The organism is Flavihumibacter stibioxidans (assembly GCF_014332695.1).
Taxonomy (GTDB): domain Bacteria; phylum Bacteroidota; class Bacteroidia; order Chitinophagales; family Chitinophagaceae; genus Flavihumibacter; species Flavihumibacter stibioxidans.
In genome coordinates, this window is the sequence record NZ_MBUA01000023.1 from 227,659 (window position 1) to 250,792 (window position 23,134).

Sequence of the window (23,134 nt, forward strand, 5' to 3'; positions counted from 1 at the left end):
ATGTTTGAAGTAAATTAACGCTTACTGAACTGGAAGCTTCTACGTGCTTTCTTACGACCTGGCTTCTTACGTTCAACACCACGGGGATCGCGGGTGAGGAAACCACCGGCTTTCAGTGTGGGACGGTATTCAGCATTTACTTCGAGCAGTGCACGGGCGATACCCAGCTTTGCAGCTTCGGCCTGGCCTTTCACACCACCACCTGTTGCATTGATCACGATATCGAACTTGTCGATAGCCTCAATGGCTTTCAGGGGAGCTTCCACCTGGTTCTGCAGGTAAACCAGCGGGAAATACACTTTATAATCTTTATCGTTTACAGTGATTTTGCCATCGCCTTTGCTGAGGAACACGCGTGTAACGGCTTCCTTACGACGACCTAAACCATTTTTTTGCTTTTCCATCTATTTGGAATTTGGGATAAATTAATTGTTGACTTAGAATTTCAGTTCTTTAGGTTGCTGTGCAACATGCGGATGGTTGCCATCGGCATAAACAAACAACTTCTTGTACATCTTGCGGCCCAGACGGTTCTTGGGAAGCATGCCTTTTACAGCGCGCTCAATGATCACCTCAGGACGACGCTTCAGCAGGTCCTTGGCAACTTCTTCCTTGCGGCCACCGGGGTAACCACTGAAGTTCTCATACACTTTCTGGTCAAACTTGTTGCCGGTGAACTGAATCTTGTCGGCATTGATCACGATAACGAAATCGCCACAGTCTACGTGTGGAGTGAAATACGCTTTGTTCTTACCACGCAGTACGGCCGCGATTTTGGCACACATACGACCAACGGTTTGATTGGTACCGTCCACAACGTACCAGTTACGCTGTATGGTAGCCTCGTTCGCATGCTTTGTGGTGAAATGTAATTTGCTCATTTAAACTTAATTTAGTCCGCTACCGCCATCCCGGTAACGGGAATGATGAAATAATTCGGAGCGCAAAGGTAGGCCGACTGGTGGCTATTTTCCAAGATTTTGCATGACTAATTTTTATAACTGTTTTGTAACTAATTGATTTTCAATAAAAATTTTTACATAAAATTTAAATAGATGGCAGATTTGAACTTAGGCAGGACCATTTTTGGCGACCCGGTGAATGCAGGAAATACCATGACTGAACAGGAAGCACTGGAATTATTGCGCGATTGGGTACCGAATGAAAGGCTGCAACTGCATATGCGGCAGGTGGGCGCAGTGATGAAGGCCTGGGCCCTGGAAAAGGAAGGATTGACTGAAACCCAGGCGCACCAGTGGTGGCTGGCGGGGGTATTGCACGATGCCGACTGGGACAAACATCCCGATCATCACTGCCGCATCATTATTGAGGAGCTGGAGAGCCGGCAGATTGACCCGGCGGTAATCCGCACCATCGCCTGCCATGGTCCACGGCATTTCGGCGTGGAGCCTGAAAGCGTGATGGAGAAGATGATTTATGTGTTTGATGAACTGTCGGGCTTTATCCATGCCGCCGCGCTGATTCGCCCCACCCGTTATGAAGGTATGGACGTGAAAAGCGTTCTGAAGAAAATGAAGACCCCCTCTTTTGCCGCCCAGGTGAACCGAGATGAGATCAATGACGCCCTCAGCCGGATCCAAACGCCGCTGGAGGAGATCATCGGATTTGTGCTGGAACACCAGGCCGGAGTGGCTTAAGAAGCAGCCATGCGGCATTAACTACGCCTGGTCGTTTCCCACACCACCGGGTTCAATGGCGTATCAATCGGTTCCCCGATAGTAGCCCCCGGGCACCAGGTGACCCAGTCGAGTTCCTGGTTTTTATTCTCCGGTGCCTTCAGCTTCATGTCGCGGTCCATATAGATGATGGTCATCACTTTCCGCATCTGGTCTGTAGTATTGGCACCCGCCCGGTGGAATACCCAGCCGGAATGAAAACTAATTTCTCCCGCGTCGAATGGTTCCACCACATGGGTGAAATCGGTTACCCTTAACCGTTGCTGGATGAGCAGTTCGGATTCATCACTGATTTCCAGTTCCCTCCCTTCCACAATAACCTGGCTGCCGGCGCTGAACTCCAGCGGCCCCATTTCAAGGGGTGTGGCCTGCAGGGGAATCCAGGCGGTGATGGTTTTATCCGTTTCCAATGGCCAGTAATACTGGTCGGCATGCCAGGGAGTGAAACCGCCGCCGGGTTCTTTAAACAAGGCCTGGTCGTGGTAGATACGTGTTCCCTCCACCTGCATCAGGTCGGCCGCGATCTTAGCCAGCCTTTTACTGCAAACCAGTTCTTTGATGGATTCATTTTCCCGCCAGAGATTAAAGAGTTGCAAAAATGCCTTGCCGTAGGTGGATCGCTCCGCAAGTGTGGTGGTTACCTTATTCATGCTGTCTACCTGCCTGGTGATGATGTCGTTGAAATAACCAAGGGTTGATTCATCAAGCACCTGTTTCAGTTTGATGAAACGGTTCTGCTGGTAACATTCAATTTGTTCCGGATTGAGCTGGTAGGGCTCCCGGAGGATGGATGCGATAGATTCTGGTATGGCTGGCATAGCGTCATATTTGGGGTATCGCAGGAATTCAGTTTTGGGTAACCTGCTGCTGTTCGACAGTCAATTTACCCAAATAACCAGAACATAAAAAACAGGGAGCACCGGCGAAATTTCCGATGCTCCCTGGGGTATGCGTCTGACGCGCGTCTGACGTACGTCAGACGCGCGTCAGACGGTTATTGCGTAACGATGAATTTGCTGGTGGCGAAATTCACGTTGATTTTGTAGGTTCCGCTGGTGGCCGGACCGGGGAAGTTCTGCGGCTTATCATAGCCAAAGGTTCCGCCGGCAGACAATCCGGGCAGGGAATTATCGGCAACGGAATATTTATGATCCCAACTTCCGTTAACCGGCAGGAGCAAGTACTCTTTTCCACCGGCCAATGCAATACTCAGCTCCCACTCCACTGAATTCAGGCGCGTGAATTGCTGGGCTGGTACTGGTACAGGGTTGCTCCAGTCGCCGGGTGTGGCGCTTCCTACCATGAAAAGATTCTCCGGCAGGTTGTTTTCGGTATAAGGTGTCACCGTGAATTTACCAGCCTGGAAATCCAGCACAATTTTGTACATCCCATCTGCTGTCGGACCCGGGAAATTGCTGCTGAGGTTGAATCCGAAATCTCCGCCATCAGACAATCCGGGTTTGGTATTATCTGCCACAGAGAATTTATTATCCCAGCTTCCGTTTACCGGGAGTATCAGGTATTGTTTTCCTCCTTTCATGTTGAACACTCCGGCCCAGGTGGTTTCATCCAGGCGGGCGAACTCCTGGCTGGGTGCGGGCACCGGGTTGGTCCAGCCGCCTTCCGTAGCATCACCCACGATGAATAGTTTGCCGGATACCGGCAACGCCACTTTCGGAGGAACCTTGTAGGGCGTCATTTTCATGGCGATCACATTGGAGCCAAGCTGTTCATTATTGTTCGCGTAGGATGATGTCAGCCTTACTTCCATATCATATGGCACATTAAAGCTGAATCCCTTTGCGAGCAGGATCTCATTGATCTCTTTTGCAAGGAAAGAAGTGGACAATGCGCCACTAACAACGCGTGAGGCTGCGGTAGCGAAGTTCTTTCCCGCCTGGTCGATCTCGATCAGGTACTTATATTTAGCGGTATCAGTTGCATATTTCGGGCTGGACCAGTTAAGGGTCAAGGCAGTCGTCAGTGAGTCCGAAGGTGCCGGTGCAATGGTTGTGGCCGAAGCGGTTAGGACAGGCGCCGTTCCGTTAGCGTAAACCGGCAGGTCGTCTACTTTCTCGCAGGCTGTAAACAGGGTAGTCAACAGCGTGGCAAAAAAGAAAAGTTTTGAAAAATATTTCATGGCATCAATGCTTTTAAGTTGGATGGATTACTGTTTTACCACGGTGAATTTTCCACGCTGGAAATCGACTGTGATTTTATAGGTGCCTGCAGCTGCCGGGCCAGGTATGTCCTTGGCCTGCTCGCGGTTGAAATCACCACCGTTTGCCAGTCCGGGTACAGTATCATCAGGTACATTATATTTGGCCCATTCACCGTTTTTCGGAATCAGCAGATAGGCGCCTCCTCCTACCAGGTTGAGGGTGAGTTCATACAAAGTTTCACTCAGCTGGGTAAACTGCTGTGTTGGTACCGGAACGGGGTTGGTCCATCCGCCGGGTGTGGCGCTGCCCACAATAAACAGTGTGCCGGTGGCCGGAGGAGTAACCTTGGGGGGAATCGCATAAGGCGTCACCTTCATCTGGAGCGTGTTGGAATATAACAGAGCAGCGGAGCTACCCAGGGTAGATTTTATACGCGCTTCGATATTGTGTTCAATTTTAGGCAAAAGCACCAGTGTATTCAACAGGAGATCATTCAATTCCGACACTTTGAAGGTTTTGCTGAGGTCCTTGCTGATGGCAACAGAAGCTTTATTGGGATTGGTAAAATTCGAACCCACCGTATCTATCTCCAGCACATAGTTCACATCCTGGGAACTGATGCCTGTGGTGAATTGATAATTGGGGTTGGTCCAGCTGAATTTTAGCGCCTCCTTATCAGCATTGATAAAATCCAGCACAGGCGCTGCCGTGGATGCTGCCAGGACAGGTGCGGTACCGCCCTCGTAATATATTTTGTTCTCATCCTTCTTGCATGACCAGATAGCGGTCGTGGCAGCAAGTAAGAACATAATCCGGGTTAACAATTTCATATCTGAAATGATTTTGATGGTTAGCAATTAGAATCCGGTATTCTGACTCAGGTTCGGGTTGGCTGTTCTGTTGGCAGCCGGGATGGGGAACAGGTTATATTTACTGTCCACTGCGGTTCCGGAAGAAACCCCTCCCTTCCAGGGCCAGAGGTATGCACCTGTAGTGAGCATTCCATAGCGGATCAGGTCTGTCCTGCGGTGACCTTCCCAATACAGTTCCCTTCCTCTTTCATCAAGGATGGTCTGCAGCGTAAGGTCAGAAGCGTTCAGCCTGCCCACATCATTCGGACCATAGCTCTGACCATAGGCACGGAAACGGATTCTGTTCATATAGCCCAGTGCGGTGGTAATATCGCCACCACCACCCTGCAGATGGGCTTCCGCATAGATCAGGAACATCTCAGACAGACGGAAAACCGGGAAATCAACATCGGCAAAATCACGGTTCACATCATTGGTTGGCTGACCGTCTGAACGGATATTGATGTACTTACGTACATGCACACCCTGGCTGAACTCACTCACATTGGTAATATCAGCATTATTCAGGTTGGTGAACATCGCACGCCTGTCTGTAGCGCCGGTTTTATCAGCAAACAGGTTCACAAATGCCTTTGTTGTGCGATAACCATACCAGCCACCACCCACTCCATAATCATTGTGATCATCACCTGCAGCTGCATGCACAAAGAAGGTAGTATTGCCATAACTCTGTGTTTTCAGGCCATCACAATTGATCACATACATGAATTCATTGGCAGCTTTTTCATTATCGGCCATAAACACCTGGCGATAATCGGGATGCAGATCATACCCCGCATCGATCACCTTCTTGGCATAGGTCAGCGCGTCGGCATATCTCTCTGTTCCGGTATAGATTTTAGCATTCAGGTACATCCTGGCCAGCAGGGCCCAGGCAGCTCCCTGGTCAACCCGGCCATATTCCTGCGAACGGGCAGCGGCCAGTTCCGTATCGATTTCCTGCAACTCCTTTTCAATATAAATAAAGAGGTCACCGCGTTTGATTTCAACCGGCAGGTCTGTACCAATCTTATTCTCTTCCGTAATAAAAGTAGAGTAACCAAACAGGTCCATCATTACCCAGTAATTGAACGCACGAAGGAAGCGCACTTCCGCCCTGGTACGGGCAATTTCCTCAGCTGCAGCGCCGGTAATGCCACGGCCTGAAACTTTTTCGGCTGTAGATTCACGTAAGTACTCATTCGCAATGGTGATATTATACACCGGCCTGGCATACATACCCCTCAGGAACGGGTCATCACTGTTCCAGCGCAGGGCATGAAAATCATGGATGGTCTGGTCATTCCAGGAAACGATGGCCTCATCGGTGGGCAGTTCCTGCGCATTGAAAAATCCGCGGATAAAAGGAGACTGGGATCCTTCGTCAAGGCCCTGGATATCGGATTGTCCGGCAGGTCCCTGGTTACCGGTAGTAGCCATATTGCCATAAATCTTGGCCAATACGCTCTTATACCCCTCGGCTGTGGAATATACTGTTTCGGGCGTGAGGTCATTGGTTGGGAAGAGATCCAGTTTCTTGGAACAGGATGCTACCACCACCGCAGCCACTGCAACTATTGAGAGTTTTTTAATTATATTTTTCATACTGCAATCATTTGTGGATTAAAAGTCAATGTTCGCACCAATGGAGAAAATCCGGGGGCGGGGATAAATAGTATTATCAATACCCTCGTTCGATAATTCAGGATCCAGTCCCTTGTACTTGGTGATCACGAACACGTTCTGAACGCTGGCCGACAAGCGGAGGTTGGCCCTGTTATCGAGGATCTTGCCAACCGTATAACCCAGGTTTATATTATCCAGCCTGAGGAATGATGCGTTCTGCACGTAATAGTCCGACAGGTACTGGTTGTTATAAAACTTCGTATCAAAATAGTTGGTGGTAGTATTCTGGATAAAATTGATCGGGTTCTGGATATTGCGGAAGGATGCACGCTCGGAGTTAACGTTGCTGTAGGCATAGTTTCCGGCCATACCATGTGCAGCCAGTCCAACTGAAAACTTCCTGTAAGAAACCGAAGTGCTGAAACCGAAGAGGAAATCAGGCGCATACTGTTTATACAGGGAGCGGTCGGCCGCATCAATTTTACCATCGCGGTTCTGGTCTTCATACAAACCTTCAATCGGCAATCCGGTTTCCGGATCATATACCTGCTTGTAAACAAAGAAGGTATAAGGGCGATAACCCACCACATGTTTCTGGATGGTATTACCGGTACCGCCACTGATTCCACCCACATCTATTCCGGTGAAATTCGGATCCTCCTGCTTCAGCAGGTTGGTGATTTCCGATTTCTGGTAAGTAACGTTAAAGCCCAGGTCCCAGGTAAGATCCTTGGTACGAACCGGCACGGTATTAAGCACAAATTCAACACCCCTGTTTTCAATATTACCCACATTGGTGGTAAGCAGGTTCACAAAGTTCGAACCGGGGGCAACTGGAACCTGGCTGAGCAGGTCTTCTGTTTTCTTCATATAGAAGTCAACGGAACCAGACAAACGGTTATTGAAGAACCCGAAATCGAGGCCAATGTTATTGGTGGTGGTGGTCTCCCATTTGATATTGGGATCATAACCGGCAGGGCGCAGGTAACTATAGAACACATTACCGAACATGTATTGCGCGGTAGGCGTACTTCTTGAATACCTGGGCAGGTATCCATAATAGTCACCGATATCCTGCTGACCGGTGATACCCCAACTCGCACGCAGTTTCAGGTCATTCACCACATTGCTGTTGGCAAAGAAATCCTGGTTTATGCGCCATGCCAGCGCCACTGCAGGGAAATAACCGATGCGATTGTCCGGTGAGAACTTGGAGCTGGCGTCTCTCCTGATGGAGGCAGTCAGCAGGTACTTACCGGCAAGGGTGTAGTTGATGCGTCCCAGGTAAGATTCCAGCCGGTACCTTGGTTCATCGAATTTGAAATTCGGTGTGGTACCCGGAATGATTTTACCATCCTGGCCATAAGACGCGAAATTATTATTGTGAGACAGGAAGTCCTGGTAGCTATGACCGACCAGCACATCAAACTTGCTGTTGATGGCATCCAGTTCCTTTGAATAGAACAGCGACACATCTGCCAGCTGGTTGCGCTTCCACTGCTCATAATGCGTGAAGCGACCCTTGGTCTTGTAGTTGGTGGCAGACAACTGGTTGATATTATCATTACCCTGTCCGTCACTGTATTCAACACCCAGGTTTACCAGCACATGCAGGTCGGGGAAGAAATGCAGTTTGTAATCAGCCTGAACGTTTCCGATGAAGCGGAACACATTGGAAGTATTGCTGCGCAGTCCGAGCAAACCAACCGGGTTCCTGGTAGCCAGGTCAATCGGGTTCTGGTCTACCTGCAGCCACTCGAAATAATTACCAAACTTATTGTTGGAATAAACAGGCTTGGTAGGATCGAAAGTAACTGCGGCACCAATAGCGCCTTCGTCTGCGAAGTTGTTGGCAGTATTGGCGGTGCGGGCCGCGATGTTCAGGGAAAGGTGGTTGTCGAAGAACTTGGGACTCAGGTTCAGCGAGGTGGAGAAACGATCGAACTCATTTGTTTTCAGCACACCTTCCTGGTTCAGGTAACCCACAGAAAAACGATAGGGTATTTTCTTCACAGAACCACTAACACTGAAGTTGTTGTCAAAGCCTGTAGCATTCTGGTATATCTCGTCCTGCCAATTGGTATTGGCTGTGCCCAGCAGTTTAATATAACTTTCTGTACCCTGTGCCTTCACCAGAGTGCGGAGTTCATCAGCACTTAACACATCTACCTGGTCAGTCACCTGGCCAACAGACAGCATGGTGCTGAAATTGAATTTCGGCTTTCCGCTGCTGCCTTTTTTAGTGGTGATGATAATTACACCATTGGATGCCCTTGAACCATACAAAGCCGTAGCGGACGCATCTTTCAGTACGCTCATGCTTTCAATGTCATTCGGGTTGATGGTGTTCAGGATATTGTTGGAACCAGCAACACCACCGCCATCAGTTGGTACCCCGTCGATCACGATCAACGGGTCATTGTTGGCATTCAGGGAAGCCCCGCTTCGTACGCGGATCTTACTGCCGCCGCCGGCTGCACCACCACCTGTGGTAACCTGCAGACCAGCAACCTTACCCTGCAGCAACTGCTCGGGTGAGTTTTGCACACCTTTCTGAAATTCTTTTGGACCAATCGCTGTAACAGAGCCGGTAAGGTCTGATTTCCTTCTTGTTCCATAAGCCACCACTACCACTTCTCCCAGTGCTGCATTGTCGTTCACCAGCGTGATGTTGTAGGTATCGCTTTCTGTGATGGCAATTTCCTTCCCGGCATATCCCACAGAGGAAATTACCAGTGTTTTAGCGGAAGCAGGAACGGTAATGGAGAAGGTTCCATCCGTTCCGGTTTGCACACCAGCATTCGTGCCTTTAATAATTACAGAAGCCCCGATGAGCGGGTTCCCATCTCTGCTGTCTGTAATTTTTCCCGAAATGTTTCTGGTTTGTGCATAAACGCCCTGCTGCATTATTGTCATGAACAATAACGGCAAGGCAATCGTAAGCAGACGTTTCAAGGACATAATCAAAAATTGAGCGTTTATAATAGAAGAATCGTTTCCTGTCCTGTTATGTGTACTTTTTACATATTAATGATGTGTAAAAAGTACACAAACTTAGCTAGTTTTTTATAATGTTGTTAATAATCTGTAAACTTTTTTTGGTGGTCGTTCGGGTGTTTAAGCGGCAGGTGAAAGGGTGCGGGGATGGTTGTACAAAATCTCAACCTATCAAGACAGCCGGACGATCAGATATGCTGCTCTAGCTGACTTTTTTTGCCTTTTTTCCGAATTTGGCCTGGTTGAATTTGTACAGTTTACCGGGGCGGTGCGGCACATCTTCCTCATATTCATTGAGATCTATGAGCCAGTCCATCATGAAGAATTTTTTCCGGAAATTCCGCCTGTCCAGCTTGATGTTCAGGATGGCTTCATACAGGCTCTGCAGTTCGCGGAGGGAGAATTTCCTGGGGAGAAGATTGAACACTACCGGGTGATCCTCCACGATCTCACGCAGCCTTTCCAAGCAGGTGGTCAGGATCTCAAAGTGATCAAAGGCCATCTCTTTGATATCGTTAACCGGGTGCCAGTGTAATTCATTATCATTAAGCTTGAGCTGGTAATCCTTGATATTCACCAGCGAAAAATAGGTAGTGGTAATTACCCTTCCTGCAGGGTGGCGGTTCACTTTACCAAAAGTATGCACCTGTTCCAGGTACACATCATCGAGGCCGGTACGCTCTTTCAGGATGCGGTAAGACGCTGAATCAAGGTCTTCATCAGGGCGCACAAGATCTCCCAGCAGGGACCATTTTCCCTTATATTCCTTGATATTACACTTGATTACCAGTACTTTCAACTCACCATCTTCAAAACCAAAAATCACACAGTCTACGGAGAGGGCAATCCTGAAATAATCCTTGTCACTTAATTCACCCAGGTGGCTGAACCTCGAAATGTGCTTCATATCCGGCAATTTACTGAACCATCAGTTTTATTATCTTTCTTTTTCCATTTACCTGTAACTGCAGGAGGAAAATCCCTTTCTGCAGGCTTTCCGCCACACCGGGCCTCAATCTTGCCTGGTGCGCTCCCCTGCCCCTGTTCCCCTGCGGCATTTCATCGATTATCCTGCCGTTGATATCCATCAGGGTAAAATGCACCGCGCCGGCTTCCGGCAATTCATACCGGATCACCGAGCCCGAATTGACAGGGTTGGGATTCACCCGCAGCCGGTACACATCGCTGACTTCAATATCCCTGACAGGTGTTGGCGGGGTGCCGTTCAGGTTGCGGTTCAGGTAAACCCTGTATCCGCCGGCAGGCAAAGTTATCGTTTGCGCGCCACCGGTAGCCCCAATGGGTTCGCCGCTTATCAGGTCAAACCAGATGCCGGCCGAGGGGAAGCTTACCTGCATGGTTGACAGGCTGGTCCCGAAATTTCCTACCACAACCAGTTTGGAACTGTCGCTGGTAAGACGGAACCACTTCATGGCGCCGGTCAGGTCATGATCCACCGTTGCGCCGGCAAACAGGTCGTCGTAATATTCATTTTTACGCAGTTCCAGCATTGCCTTGTACACATTGCGCAGCTTCACGCGGCTGGCATTCGTGTAGTAATCCCACTTAATGGGTTTCTGGTCGGTGCGGCAACTGTTGTTGATCGTACCATTTCCGCAATAATTGATGCTGTAATCATACCCCAGCTCGCCAAATTGCCAGATCAGCTTGGGTCCGGGCATGGCTAGCAAAAACGCAGCTGCCATTTCATTCCTTTGCAGGGCCGTAGCCTCATCGCGGATATTGTAACCGCCGTTTGACGCTCCTTCATTTTTGCATTTCACCATGGAACGTTCTTCATCATGGCTTTCCATATAACTGATCAGGTGGGGTTTGTTCCAGTTGCGTACAGTATGCAGGGCTCCGCTGAAATTGGAATTGCTGACCTGCCCTTTTGCCGCTTCCGTGAAATTGTAATTCATGTTGCCCCATAGCATCATACCGTAGTCGGCCAGTTCGATTTCCTCATTGTTTACACCCAGGTGTTCCAGGATCACATAAGAACCCGGCGATTTCAGCTGCAGGCTGTCATAATAGGCTTTCCAGATGGCCACCCGGCTGGCATCATATGCCGACCATGCATTCACATCACAATTGCCGCCATTGTCATCGCAGGTTTTTTTCTGGGTGAATCCCTTCGACAAATCAAAGCGGAAGCCGTCCAGTTTGTATTCCTGCAGCCAGAACGCGCAGACATTGCTGAAAAACCTCTTGGTGTCGGCACTTTCATGATTCATGTCATAGCCCACATTGAATGCATGTCGGGCAACGGGATTGAACCAGGGATTATTGGCTGCCGGCTTGCCGCCCGCACCATCAAAATATAACTGCACCATGGGCGACAGTCCGAAAGAATGGTTCAGCACCATATCCATAATGACTGCAATCCCGTTCTTATGACACTCATCAATAAACGCTTTCAGTGTGTTTTTCGGGCCATAAAATTTATCTGCAGCGAAATAGTAGGAGGGATTGTAACCCCAGCTCAGGTTTCCTTCAAACTCGTTGAAAGGCATGAGGTGCAGGGCATTTACGCCAAGGGATTTGAAATACCCGATGGAATCCTTCAGTGTTTTCCAGTCATGCTTTTCAAGGAAATCACGCAACAACACTTCATAAATAACCAGTTTTTTCTGGTCGGGTCGCTGGAAATTTGTCACCTGCCAGTTGTAGGCTTCCTGCTTTGTCTGCAATACACTCACCACGCCACTTGTTTTACCCGTCGGGTAGGCCTTGAGGTTAGGATAGGTGGAAGCATCAATATACTGGTCATTCCAGGGATCCAGTACTTTCTCGCAATAGGGGTCGCCGATGCGCAGGCTGCCATCCACCAGGTACTGGTAGGCATATTCGGTACCCGCTGTCAATCCCGTGATCCGAAGCCAGAAATATTTTCCATCGGCCGTTTTATTCATCTGGTAAGCCGTGGTTTCTGTCCAGTTATTAAAATCGCCAATCAGGTTGACCCGGGCTTTCCCCGGCGCATACAATACAAGGGTGGCGGCCGTTCCGTCGTTCTCATAATTGATGCCTTCTTTCACCCCTGCCGGCAATGGGGAGACCGTAACAGGCGGTGCGATATATACTTTGAAACTGTCTCCCACCGTGGTGGCGCCATCATTGGAACTGGCAACAAAAACATTTTCACCAGTAGCCGTAATGGTAGCGGTTCCGGCAATACTTCCGGCATTGGCAGCGGTCTGTACAGTGGTCCCGTTCAGCTTTAGCGTGAGACTGGCATTTTTGGCCGAGACGGCTTCCAGGCTGATATTGCTGCCCACTCCTGCCGTTAACGGAAGCAGGAAAGGCGTATAACGCGGTTCAAACTCAGGCGAGGTGAAACGGATCGCATTGGCATTGGCGGGATAAATCTCCCAGTAAATATTCCCCTGGTCAACCCCCAGGTCAGAGGCCTTTCCTTCCAATGCGTTTCCGGATGGATTGTAGCTGCGGAAGACCATCGCGATCTTTTTGATGGTTTCGCCGGCAGGAACATTGTAGAAGGTCCGGAGATTGGTAATCCTGTACTCAAATTTATTATTGCCCAGCGCTGTCAGCTTATAAGCGGGCGTATTGCTGTTCCATGTCATGGGAACATATTTCCAATCGCCCGGACCGGTGCTTTTATCCGTGATCACACCGGTATGGATATACACATCGCCCGTATAGTTTTGCAGACCCTTATTGCCTTTGGCAGCGTCGAACAGGATGGTGACCTGGTCCCCTTCCTTTGGAAAAGCAGGACTAACTGTAATCAGTTGTGCAGAAACATTCAGGCACACCAAAATAAGAAGCAGCAGGAAGAAATTTTTTTTCATGGCAGCAGGCAATAATGTGTTAAAAATACACATTAAATGCATTTGTACAAATTTTGTTGTCGGGACTGCTCCTGTATACGGGTAAGCCGGCATTTTAGCGGCATTTGAATGCAATTTATAAGGTGCCTGTTCCGGCATTGCCACATGCTTTATTTTTACACCCGGACCGCAAGACTGCCGGTTCCCAAAACAACCTTATGTATACAGCTGAACAGACCAGGGAATTACAGAAAGATACGCAGCACTTTGTGAAATTACAGCCGGATATCCCGGCTTCCGAAATTGAAAAACTGCGGGAAGTATTGCGTTTTCATGAATACCGGTATTATATCCTCGATGAACCGCTGATTGCGGATTATGAGTACGACCAATTGTACAAGGCATTGGAGCGGATCGAGAAGGCAGACCCGGCCCTCATTACGCCAGACAGTCCCACACAGCGGGTAGCCAGTGGGCTGACGGCAGCTTTTCCGACCGTATCACACCTGGTGCCGATGTTGTCACTGGACAATTCCTATAATGCCGAAGACCTGGTGGACTGGGATCGACGGGTAAGGGAGGGCTCCGGTGTGCAGGAAGTGGAGTACAGCGTGGAACCAAAATTTGACGGGGCAAGTATTTCGCTGATCTATGAAGATGACCTGCTGGTGCGCGGGGCAACCAGGGGAGATGGTGTGCAGGGGGATGATATCACGACCAATATCCGCCAGATCCGCTCTGTACCGCTGTCCGCAAAGTTTTCAGACTATGGCATCCAGCAGATTGAGATCCGCGGGGAAGTGCTGCTGACCAAAAAACATTTCAAGGCCTTTAATGATAAACTGGCGGATCAGAACCTGCCGCCGCTGGCCAATCCCCGCAATGCAGCATCGGGGTCGCTTCGCCTCAAGGACCCGGAGGAAGTACGCCGCCGCAACCTGGAAGCATTTCTTTACCATGTCAGTTATCATATCGGCCGGGGACATACGAACCAGGCTCTTATGACTCATACCGGGAGCTTGAAAATGTTGTGGGATCTGGGTTTCAGGAGTCCGGAGAAGGAAATAAAAATATTTAAGGGGATTGAAGGAGTGATCAGATGGTGTCATGAGTTTGAGGCAGGGCGCGATGACCTTCCCTATGAAATTGACGGGATGGTGATAAAGGTGAACAGGATTGAATTGCAGGATAAACTGGGCATGACCACACACCACCCGCGCTGGGCCATTGCCTACAAATTCAAGGCAAGGCAGGCGACCAGCCGTTTGCGCGCGGTGGAATTCCAGGTGGGCCGCACCGGCGCCATTACACCCGTGGCCAAAATTGATCCGGTTCATATCGGTGGTGTGATGGTAAGTTCCATTTCGCTTTTCAATGAGGATGTGATCCGTGAAAAGGACCTGATGATTGGTGATATGGTGCTGGTGGAGCGTGCAGGAGATGTGATTCCCTACATTGTGAAATCGCTTCCCGAATTGCGTAACGGCGATGAACACCCGATCCATTTCCCGCATAAATGTCCGCAGTGCCATTCGAAACTATTCCGCGAGGAAGGGGAAGCCGTCTGGCGTTGCGTGAATATTGACTGTCCGGCCCAGGTAGTTGAGCGGATCATCCACTTTGTATCCAAGGATGCGATGGATATCAGGAGTTTCGGGGAAGCCAATGTGCGTAAATTCTATGAAATGGGCTTCCTGACAGATATTCCGTCGATTTACCGGCTGCCTTTTGACAAGATCCGGGGGCTGGAAGGTTTTGGGGAGAAATCCATCACCAACTTGTCTGGTGCCATTGAAAAATCACTCGGGCAGCCGCTTCACAGGCTGATTTTTGCCCTAGGGATCCGGTATGTGGGTGAGACTACCGCCAAAACCCTGGCCCAGTCTGTGGACCACCTGATGGACCTGGCAAAACTGGACCTTGAGGAACTGCAGCAACTGGAAGATGTGGGCATAAAAGTAGCTACCAGTATTCACCAGTTTTTCAGGAACGAATCCAACCTGAAACTGCTGGCGGAGCTGGAAGAACTGGGACTGAACCTGAAAAGCGAAAAGAAGGAAAAGCTGTCTGGCGGCTCTCTGGGAGGGCAAACCTTCCTGTTCACGGGAACGCTTAACCGATTAAAACGGAGTGAGGCGGAGGAGATGGTGGAGGCGCGTGGGGGAAAGATTCTGGGAGGTGTGAGCAGCAAGCTGAATTACCTGGTTGTAGGCGAAGACGCGGGTTCAAAACTGGAAAAAGCGAAGAAGATACCCCAGATCCATATTATCAGTGAGGAAGATTTTTTAAAATTGATCGGTAATGAATAAACGCATAATGTTTTTGTCGAATATCTTTTCGTAACTTTAGAAAAACAGGGAACGATGATTAAATCATTATCAGGCGAAGTTTGGAAGCCACTACAATTTCCGGGATGGAAACATCTTCGCAAACAATATGCATTGTCATCCAGTGGCCGTGTTGCCAGCTATTCAGAGTCTGTCAATGAAGATGGCAAGTTGCTGAACGGATCTCTAACAACGGGTTATAAGACCCTGAACCTGCACAGGCCGGGGAATAACGGTACTTTGTACATACACCGTGAGATTGCCCGTCTGTTTCTGAAGAAACCTTCGAACAAGCACAGGTATGTGATTCATATCAATCACAACAAGACCGACAATTCAGTTAAAAACCTGAAATGGGCCACCCTTGAGGAAATGATAGAGCACCAGCAGGGAAGTCCCGCCAAGGTTGCCTACAAAAAAGTGCAGGCCAACAGGGCTACCGGTCTGAAGTTGAATGCCACACAGGTGAAATCAATCAAAAAGACCCTGGGCAGTAAAAAACGTACATTAACCATCCGCCAGCTGGCTGAAAAGTACGGAGTCAGTGAAATGACCATGTACCGCATCAAGAGCGGCGAGAACTGGGGTAAAGTCAAAGTATAGGAAATTGAATTTAGGCGTCTTACGTTGGGGTATGGCGTCTGACGTTGGGGTATGGCGTCTGACGTTTGAGATCCGTGAATTCATTAATTCTAAACGTCAGACGCCTAAAATCTCTAAACGTCAGACGCCTAAAATCTCGCACGTCAGACGCCTTTTTCATTACCCAAACATTCTTGCTGGTAAACTGTTTTACCTTTACCACGCAAAACGAATACATGGCATATACCTCGCTGGAAGAATGTTTGATTGATCTCGAAAAAAACGGGCAACTGGTCAGGATCAAAGAAGAAGTAGACCCCTATCTTGAAATGGCGGCCATCCATTTACGGGCCTATGAAGCAGGAGGACCCGCCCTGCTCTTTGAGAAGGTGAAAGGCAGCCGCTTCAGGGCAGCATCCAATATATTCGGTACACTGGAAAGAAGCAGGTTCATCTTCAGGGATACACTGGCTTCAGTACAGCAATTGATCGAACTGAAAAACGACCCGGTAAAAGCCATTAAGAGTCCATTTAAAAATGCCGGTGCCGGCCTGGCAGCCATCAAGGCGTTGCCGCTGAAAAATCCTTTTAATAAGCCTGTATTACACCAGGAGATCAGGATCTCGGACATTCCCCAGATCCATCACTGGCCCATGGATGGCGGCGCATTTGTGACCCTGCCGCAGGTCTATACCGAAGATATTGATCAACCCGGCATCATGAAGGCCAACCTCGGCATGTACCGCATCCAGTTATCTGGCAACGATTACAGGCAGGATGCGGAGATCGGTCTGCATTACCAACTGCACCGGGGCATCGGGATACACCAAACCAAGGCCAATAAAAAGGGACTGCCACTGAAAGTAAGCGTGTTTGTGGGTGGACCTCCCTCCCATACCGTATCTGCGGTGATGCCTTTACCCGAAGGCATCAGTGAGATGACATTTGCCGGCGTGCTCGGCGGAAGACGCTTCAGGTACAGTTATGAAGACGGGTTCTGCATCAGCACCGAGGCCGATTTTGTGATCACGGGAGAAGTTTATCCGGGTGAAAACAAACCCGAGGGTCCATTCGGAGACCACCTTGGTTATTACAGCCTTACCCATCCTTTTCCATTGATGCGGGTACACAAAGTATATGCAAGAAAAAATGCCATCTGGCCCTTTACAGTGGTGGGAAGACCACCCCAGGAAGATACCAGTTTCGGCCAGTTGATACATGAAATGACCGGGGCAGCCATCCCGCAGGAAGTACCCGGACTCAAAGAAGTACATGCCGTAGATGCTGCGGGTGTTCACCCACTGCTACTGGCTGTAGGAAGTGAGCGCTACACACCCTATATGCCATCCAGACAACCGGCGGAACTGATTACCATTGCCAACCATGTATTGGGAACGGGGCAGCTCAGCCTCGCGAAATTTTTATTTATTGCTGCCGATGACGAAGGCAGGCTTAATACGCACCATGTTCAGGAATACCTGGAGTTTGTATTGCGCAGGATACACCTTGACCGCGATATCCATTTCCATACCAATACCACCATTGACACACTCGATTATTCGGGCACGGGACTGAATACCGGAAGCAAAGTGGTTTTCGCTGCCTATGGCGAGGTGATCCGTGATCTTTGCACCGAATTGCCCAATGCAATAACCGGATTGCAGGGAGTGGAAGATATTCGGTTAATCATGCCCGGTATAGCCGCCATACAGACAGGAAAATATCGCGATGAAAACACCACCCTGGCGGAGCTGGATCGCCTGAATGAACAGCTAAAAAACAAATTGGATGACCTGAAGGGTCTTCCCATGCTGGTTTGGTGTGATGACGCGGCATTCACAGCTGCCAGTCTCAGGAATTTTCTGTGGGTAACATTTACCCGCAGCAATCCTTCCCATGATATTCATGGTATCGAAAGTTTTATTTCGCATAAACATTGGGGTTGTAGAGGACCGGTGCTGATCGATGCCCGGATAAAACCGCATCACGCACCGCCGGTGGAAACAGACCCTGCGGTGGAAAAGAAAGTGGACAGACTGTTTGCCAAAGGGGGAAGCCTCTATGGTCAATGGTGAATGGTGAATGAAATTATAATTTATACAAGATATTGTTATGTTACAGTCTTCAACCATCAGCTTTTTAAGGGGGCTGAAAAAGAACAACAATAAACCCTGGTTTGATGAAAACCGGTCTAAATACGAAGCAGCAAAAAAGGACTTTGAAGCCCTGGTACAGGCTGTCATTGATGCATATGCGAAATATGACCTTTCCCTGGGTGGACTGAAGGCAAAGGAGTGCATGTTCCGGATCAACCGCGATGTCCGCTTCAGCAAGGACAAATCCCCCTACAAGACCAATTTCGGCGCCAGCATCAACGCCGGCGGAAAAAAATCCGTGAAAGCAGGTTACTATATCCATATTGAGCCGGGCGACAGTTTCGCCGGTGGGGGAATCTATATGCCCATGCCGCCTGAGCTCAGAAAAGTACGCCAGGAAATAGAATACAATCCGGATGAATTCAAGTCCATCGTTGAAAGCAGGAAATTCAAAACAGTATTCGGCCCCTTAATGGAAGGCGACGGAATGAAATTAAGCCGGGTGCCGCAGGGTTTCGACAAAGATTCACCAGTGGCCGGCTACCTTATGTTCAAAAGCTATGTAGCCGGCACATCCCTTCCCGATGAAACCCTTACGGAAAAGAAACTGGTCAAAACAATTACTGATTCATTTATAACCCTGCAACCGATGATTGAGTTTATTAACAGGAGTTTCGATTAACTGAATCAGCCAGCAAAAATATACGCACACCCTTTCTCATGCGCCCTTCCAAGTGCCCATACGCCGGATGGAACAGGCTGGATTCCCGGCAACAGTGCCGCCTTCCATTCTTTTTTAACATCATCCGCGTTCATGTTCATCTTGGAGGCTGCAGCCGCGCTGAATACCGTCATGGCCATGTCGCAGACACAAAACATAACACCGGCATCCTGCAGTTCATTGATACCAATCGAAACCTCTCCCACACCAGGAACCTTGAAAGCACCCGGACCGGGTTGCCAGAACGGATTTTGCGTTGCTGGCTGATGAGTTGCGGGATCCTTTGCGTCAAAGAGTTCGCCGAACTTATACTTTGACCAAACCTGGTTATCCATGGCATATCCAATAGCACTATGCCTCAATACCACCACCACGCCACAATCATTCTCGGGAGTACCCGTCATGGAATTGGTCAGTAAAAAAACCCTGGGCCATGCAAACGGATATATTTCATGCGGCTGGGTCACATCAAATACTACCCGATGTTTTCCTTTGATGTTGTTAAACCATAGGTCGGGATCATCAGAAGTAAATGGGACAATATTATCTGCTGCTGCCTGCAGGCTCATTGGAGTTGCAATACCGGTCATACTGATCGCAGCCACTCCGGTGGCCAGTGATCCCAAAAAATTTCGCCGGCCATTTTGCTGGAGGTTCTGATTCACTGACATAACAATTGATTTAAGTGAAGAAATTGAGTTGGTTATTAGAAAGAACCACATAAGTTACGAAATAAAATGCAGACTGGTAGCGGGTTTCAGCCCATCCGGATGTGCCGTTTGAATCACCTGATCTTTAAACAGAATGATCGGCCTGAAGTAAAAAACAATAAATTATAAAACTAAACTTGAGACTATGAAAAAGCTTCTGCCAGTTGCTTTACTGCTATTGGTATGCACATCAGCATTGTTGGCACAAACCAATTCATACAAAATCCTGTTCGACATTACAAGCAAGGACACTGCCGATCACCAGACAGTGATCAGGCATATCAGCGGAATGAGTAAAGCCTACCCGGATGCAGAACTGGAAGTGGTCATTTATGGCGGGGCATGGCCAATGGTGGTCAAAGAAAAATCAACAGTAACAGAATCGGTTCTATCCCTCTGCCGCAATCAAAACGTTCATTTCAAACTTTGTGAGGAAACCATGAAACGTCAGCGGATCGATAAGAACCTGTTGATACCTGGCGTGCAGACTGTACCGGATGCCATCATCGAACTGGTAACAAAGCAGGGACAAGGCTGGGGATATATTAAAGAATCGCATAAATAAGTTTGTGGTTTGAAGTCAGACAGGGATATCCGACTACAAACCACAAACAGCAAAATTTAAAGGAGACCTTTTGCCGCCAGGTACTCTGCTATCTGCACGGCATTCGTGGCAGCACCTTTGCGGAGGTTATCACTGACGATCCACATATTGAGCGTGTTGGGCTGCGATTCATCGCGACGAAGGCGGCCTACAAATACTTCATCTTTTTCATGCGCATCCCTGGGCATGGGGTATTGCGCATTCGCAGGATCATCCACCACTACCACACCGGGTGCAGCAGAAAGCAGGGAACGAACTTCAGCAAGGTCAAAATCACGCTCAAACTCAACGTTCACGCTTTCACTGTGACCACCCATTACAGGGATACGAACAGTTGTAGCAGTAACAAGAATGCTGTCATCGCGCATGATTTTTTTGGTTTCGTTCACCATTTTCATTTCCTCCTTGGTATAGCCATTATCGAGGAATACATCGATCTGCGGAATCACATTAAGGTCAATGGGATATTTGTAAGCCATCTCACCTTCCACTCCCTTGCGTTCATTCATGAGCTGGTCTACTGCCTTAACTCCGGTACCGGTCACACTCTGGTAGGTTGATACCACCACCCTTTTGATGCCGTACTTCTTGTGAAGAGGATTCAGGGCCACCACCATCTGAATGGTAGAACAGTTAGGGTTGGCAATGATCTTATCATTGGCGGTTAACACATCGGCATTGATTTCCGGTACCACCAGGGGTTTGGTGGGATCCATGCGCCAGGCAGAGGAGTTATCAATTACGGTGATCCCTGCCTCAGCAAATTTCGGAGCCCACTCCAGTGAAGTGCTTCCGCCGGCTGAAAACAGCGCCACATCGGGTTTTGCTGCAATAGCGTCTGTCATGCTTACCACCCTGAATTTTTTTCCCATGTACTCCACTTCCTTTCCAACTGATTTTTCAGAGGCTACGGGAACCAGTTCGGTTACGGGGAAATTACGTTCTGCCAGAACCTGTAACATTTTGGTGCCGACAAGACCGGTGGCACCGACAACTGCAACTTTCATTTTCGTTTGCTTGCTTTTGGTTTAAAAAAAAAAGCCTTCCACTTGGGGAAGGCTTAAGTCTATTATGAGTACATACACGACTATTACACACCTTCCTGGTTCAGGAGCTGTTTCTTAATCTTAATTGTATGTTTCGTCATTTTCATGGTGAACAAAATTACGGTCCCGGGTTTTTTCACCCAAATATTATTTGGGTATTGCATATAAATTTTTACCGGAGTAGTTTTCGGGAATGGTGAAGTCAGGACTTCTGTGTGTATTGTTGCTTTGTGCTGAAAGCCTTGCTGCGCAAAGGTTTTCCGTGGTTATTACCGAACTGATGGCGGATCCGGTTCCCTCAGTCGGATTACCTGCGGAAGAATATATAGAGCTAACGAATGTTAGTGGCCGGTTGATAGATCTTTCCCGCTGGCGACTCACCAATGGCAGGACCACCGGGCAATTTCCGGACAGTGTCTTTCTTTATCCCGACAGCATCCTGATCCTATGTGCCAACAGGGCCTACCCATATTTTCAACCCTATGGCCGCGTCATTATACTGGATCGATTTCCGGTGATCTCCAACAGCGGTGACACGCTGGTGTTACAGGATGCAAATCTTGAAACGGTTCATGCAGTAGCCTGGCATCCCTCCCTGCTACCCGAAGGGAAAAATGATGGCGGCTGGAGCCTCGAAATGGTAAATAAAAATTTGCCCTGCAGTTTCCGGCAAAACTGGAAAGCCAGTGAAAATACTTCAGGTGGAACACCGGGAAAGCCCAACAGCCTGGATACGGCAACCGCAGTGGTGACGGTTTCATTACTGGTTCATGCCCACTGCCCCGACCCCTACCGGGTGGTGCTGGAATTTGATGATGCCATCGATCCAAATGCCGCGGGCAATATAAGCCTCTATGAATCCGACCTCGCGCCGGTCATAGTTTCTGCGAAAGCGATTCCCCCGCTGTTTCACCAGGTCGAACTGCAACTTGCCGATTCCCTGAAAAAAGGAAACATTCACTGGCTCAGCGCCGCCAAAGTACCGGCCTGTGACCTTCACCCGTCGGGTGCCACCCGACGGGTGAAGGTGGGACTACCCGCTGAGCGTCCGGAAGGACTGGTCATCAATGAACTGATGAATAACCCGCCGGCAGGCGGGGCAGATTATGTTGAACTCTTTAATGCAGGCTCCGCGGCCGTCAACCTGCAACAACTGTCCTTCGGCAACCGCAACAGCAGGGGTGAGATCGCTTCCGTAAAACAGCTTGCAACAACTCCCCGTTACCTGTTTCCGGGAGATTATATTGCCCTGACCACAGATCCTGGCTGGCTGCAGCATCAATACCATACGATTGATCCGTTTGCACTGTTGCAGTCCGGCAGCCTCCCCTCCTGGCCTGACCAGCGGGGACATGTATTATTACTAAACCAGGATAACCAGGTCATGGATGAACTACCCTATGATGAAAGCTGGCATTTTGAACTCGTGCGCAATCAGGAAGGAGTGGCACTGGAGAGAACCGATCCCGCTAAAAATACCAGCGAACGGACCAACTGGCATTCTGCGGCTATGCATGCAGGTTATGGAACCCCCGGTTATAAAAATTCACAGTCACTGGAGGGTTCAGGTAAACCGGCAGCGGTATGGCTGGAAGCCCCCTATTTTTCGCCCGATGGTGATGGTCAGAATGAATCCTGCAATATACAGTACCGCTTTCCGGTACCCGGTTATGTTTGCAGCATCAGGATTTATGACCGCACAGGACAACCGGTGCGAAACCTTGTCAGCAATGGGCTTTGCGGCACAGCCGGACAGTTTGCCTGGGATGGCAGAAATGACGGTGGAAAGCTTTTACCCGCATCCATTTATATACTGGTAACGGAAACCTTTCACCTGTCGGGAAAAACAAAGCGTTACCGGATCCCGGTAACGCTTGCAAGACCATTCAGGTGATAATGTATAAGGTGCGATGGCCCG

At 49.1% G+C, this 23,134-nt stretch carries 18 protein-coding genes; 7 read left to right on the forward strand and 11 right to left on the reverse strand.

Annotated features, from left to right (window positions below):
- Positions 1-14: 14 nt before the first annotated feature.
- Together rpsI and rplM are read right to left on the reverse strand one after the other, a co-directional pair.
- Positions 15-404: a 30S ribosomal protein S9 gene (gene rpsI, locus BC349_RS12340; protein WP_187257071.1), complete on the reverse strand. Its 390-nt coding sequence runs from the start codon at positions 402-404 to the stop codon at positions 15-17.
- A gap of 33 nt (positions 405-437) precedes the next feature.
- Positions 438-881 (reverse strand): 50S ribosomal protein L13, encoded by a 444-nt coding sequence (rplM, locus tag BC349_RS12345; protein WP_187257072.1) that lies wholly within the window; start codon positions 879-881, stop codon positions 438-440.
- Between the two features lie 174 nt (positions 882-1,055).
- Between rplM and BC349_RS12350 the strand changes: the two genes are divergently transcribed.
- A complete protein-coding gene (locus BC349_RS12350; protein WP_187257073.1) occupies positions 1,056-1,658 on the forward strand; it encodes a hydrolase in 603 nt (200 codons plus the stop codon).
- A gap of 17 nt (positions 1,659-1,675) precedes the next feature.
- Here the strand turns inward: BC349_RS12350 and BC349_RS12355 are convergent, their stop codons facing one another.
- The 7 genes from BC349_RS12355 to BC349_RS12385 all read right to left on the reverse strand — a co-directional run bounded on the left by BC349_RS12355 (position 1,676) and on the right by BC349_RS12385 (position 13,184).
- A complete protein-coding gene (locus tag BC349_RS12355) occupies positions 1,676-2,515 on the reverse strand; it encodes a phytanoyl-CoA dioxygenase family protein (protein ID WP_187257074.1) in 840 nt (279 codons plus the stop codon).
- Positions 2,516-2,691: 176 nt separating this feature from the next.
- Positions 2,692-3,837, reverse strand: coding sequence for a SusE domain-containing protein (locus tag BC349_RS12360; protein WP_187257075.1), 1,146 nt, complete (start codon positions 3,835-3,837; stop codon positions 2,692-2,694).
- Between the two features lie 27 nt (positions 3,838-3,864).
- On the reverse strand, positions 3,865-4,689 hold the full coding sequence (locus BC349_RS12365) for a SusE domain-containing protein (RefSeq protein ID WP_187257076.1): 825 nt from the start codon (positions 4,687-4,689) through the stop codon (positions 3,865-3,867).
- Between the two features lie 27 nt (positions 4,690-4,716).
- A complete protein-coding gene (locus BC349_RS12370; RefSeq protein WP_187257077.1) occupies positions 4,717-6,315 on the reverse strand; it encodes a RagB/SusD family nutrient uptake outer membrane protein in 1,599 nt (532 codons plus the stop codon).
- Positions 6,316-6,333: 18 nt separating this feature from the next.
- Entirely contained in the window at positions 6,334-9,297 is a 2,964-nt protein-coding gene (locus BC349_RS12375; protein WP_187257078.1) for a SusC/RagA family TonB-linked outer membrane protein, read from the reverse strand.
- A gap of 238 nt (positions 9,298-9,535) precedes the next feature.
- A complete protein-coding gene (locus BC349_RS12380) occupies positions 9,536-10,240 on the reverse strand; it encodes an NUDIX hydrolase (RefSeq protein WP_187257079.1) in 705 nt (234 codons plus the stop codon).
- A gap of 10 nt (positions 10,241-10,250) precedes the next feature.
- On the reverse strand, positions 10,251-13,184 hold the full coding sequence (locus BC349_RS12385) for an alpha-amylase family glycosyl hydrolase (RefSeq protein WP_187257080.1): 2,934 nt from the start codon (positions 13,182-13,184) through the stop codon (positions 10,251-10,253).
- A gap of 164 nt (positions 13,185-13,348) precedes the next feature.
- On the opposite strand from BC349_RS12385, the gene ligA reads away from it, so the two are divergent.
- From ligA to BC349_RS12405, 4 genes are all read left to right on the forward strand, one after another.
- Complete coding sequence (gene ligA, locus BC349_RS12390) at positions 13,349-15,439, forward strand: NAD-dependent DNA ligase LigA (protein ID WP_187257081.1); 2,091 nt, start codon at positions 13,349-13,351, stop codon at positions 15,437-15,439.
- A gap of 54 nt (positions 15,440-15,493) precedes the next feature.
- Positions 15,494-16,060: an NUMOD4 domain-containing protein gene (locus BC349_RS12395; RefSeq protein ID WP_187257082.1), complete on the forward strand. Its 567-nt coding sequence runs from the start codon at positions 15,494-15,496 to the stop codon at positions 16,058-16,060.
- A gap of 215 nt (positions 16,061-16,275) precedes the next feature.
- The gene (locus BC349_RS12400; RefSeq protein WP_187257083.1) at positions 16,276-18,114 is read left to right on the forward strand and encodes a UbiD family decarboxylase; all 1,839 of its coding nucleotides are present in this window, start codon (positions 16,276-16,278) and stop codon (positions 18,112-18,114) included.
- Between the two features lie 37 nt (positions 18,115-18,151).
- Positions 18,152-18,817 (forward strand): DUF2461 domain-containing protein, encoded by a 666-nt coding sequence (locus BC349_RS12405; RefSeq protein ID WP_187257084.1) that lies wholly within the window; start codon positions 18,152-18,154, stop codon positions 18,815-18,817.
- A gap of 5 nt (positions 18,818-18,822) precedes the next feature.
- Here BC349_RS12405 and BC349_RS12410 read toward each other — a convergent pair whose 3' ends face one another.
- A complete protein-coding gene (locus BC349_RS12410) occupies positions 18,823-19,527 on the reverse strand; it encodes a hypothetical protein (RefSeq protein ID WP_187257085.1) in 705 nt (234 codons plus the stop codon).
- Between the two features lie 184 nt (positions 19,528-19,711).
- On the opposite strand from BC349_RS12410, the gene BC349_RS12415 reads away from it, so the two are divergent.
- Positions 19,712-20,131: a DsrE family protein gene (locus tag BC349_RS12415; protein WP_187257086.1), complete on the forward strand. Its 420-nt coding sequence runs from the start codon at positions 19,712-19,714 to the stop codon at positions 20,129-20,131.
- A gap of 56 nt (positions 20,132-20,187) precedes the next feature.
- Here the strand turns inward: BC349_RS12415 and BC349_RS12420 are convergent, their stop codons facing one another.
- Positions 20,188-21,177 carry an aspartate-semialdehyde dehydrogenase gene (locus BC349_RS12420; RefSeq protein ID WP_187257087.1) on the reverse strand — a complete coding sequence of 330 codons (990 nt, stop codon included), beginning with the start codon at positions 21,175-21,177 and terminating at the stop codon, positions 20,188-20,190.
- A 232-nt stretch (positions 21,178-21,409) separates the two neighbouring features.
- Here BC349_RS12420 and BC349_RS12425 point away from each other — a divergent pair, with 232 nt between their 5' ends.
- Positions 21,410-23,110 carry a lamin tail domain-containing protein gene (locus BC349_RS12425; RefSeq protein ID WP_187257088.1) on the forward strand — a complete coding sequence of 567 codons (1,701 nt, stop codon included), beginning with the start codon at positions 21,410-21,412 and terminating at the stop codon, positions 23,108-23,110.
- The last annotated feature ends 24 nt before the right edge of the window (positions 23,111-23,134 follow it).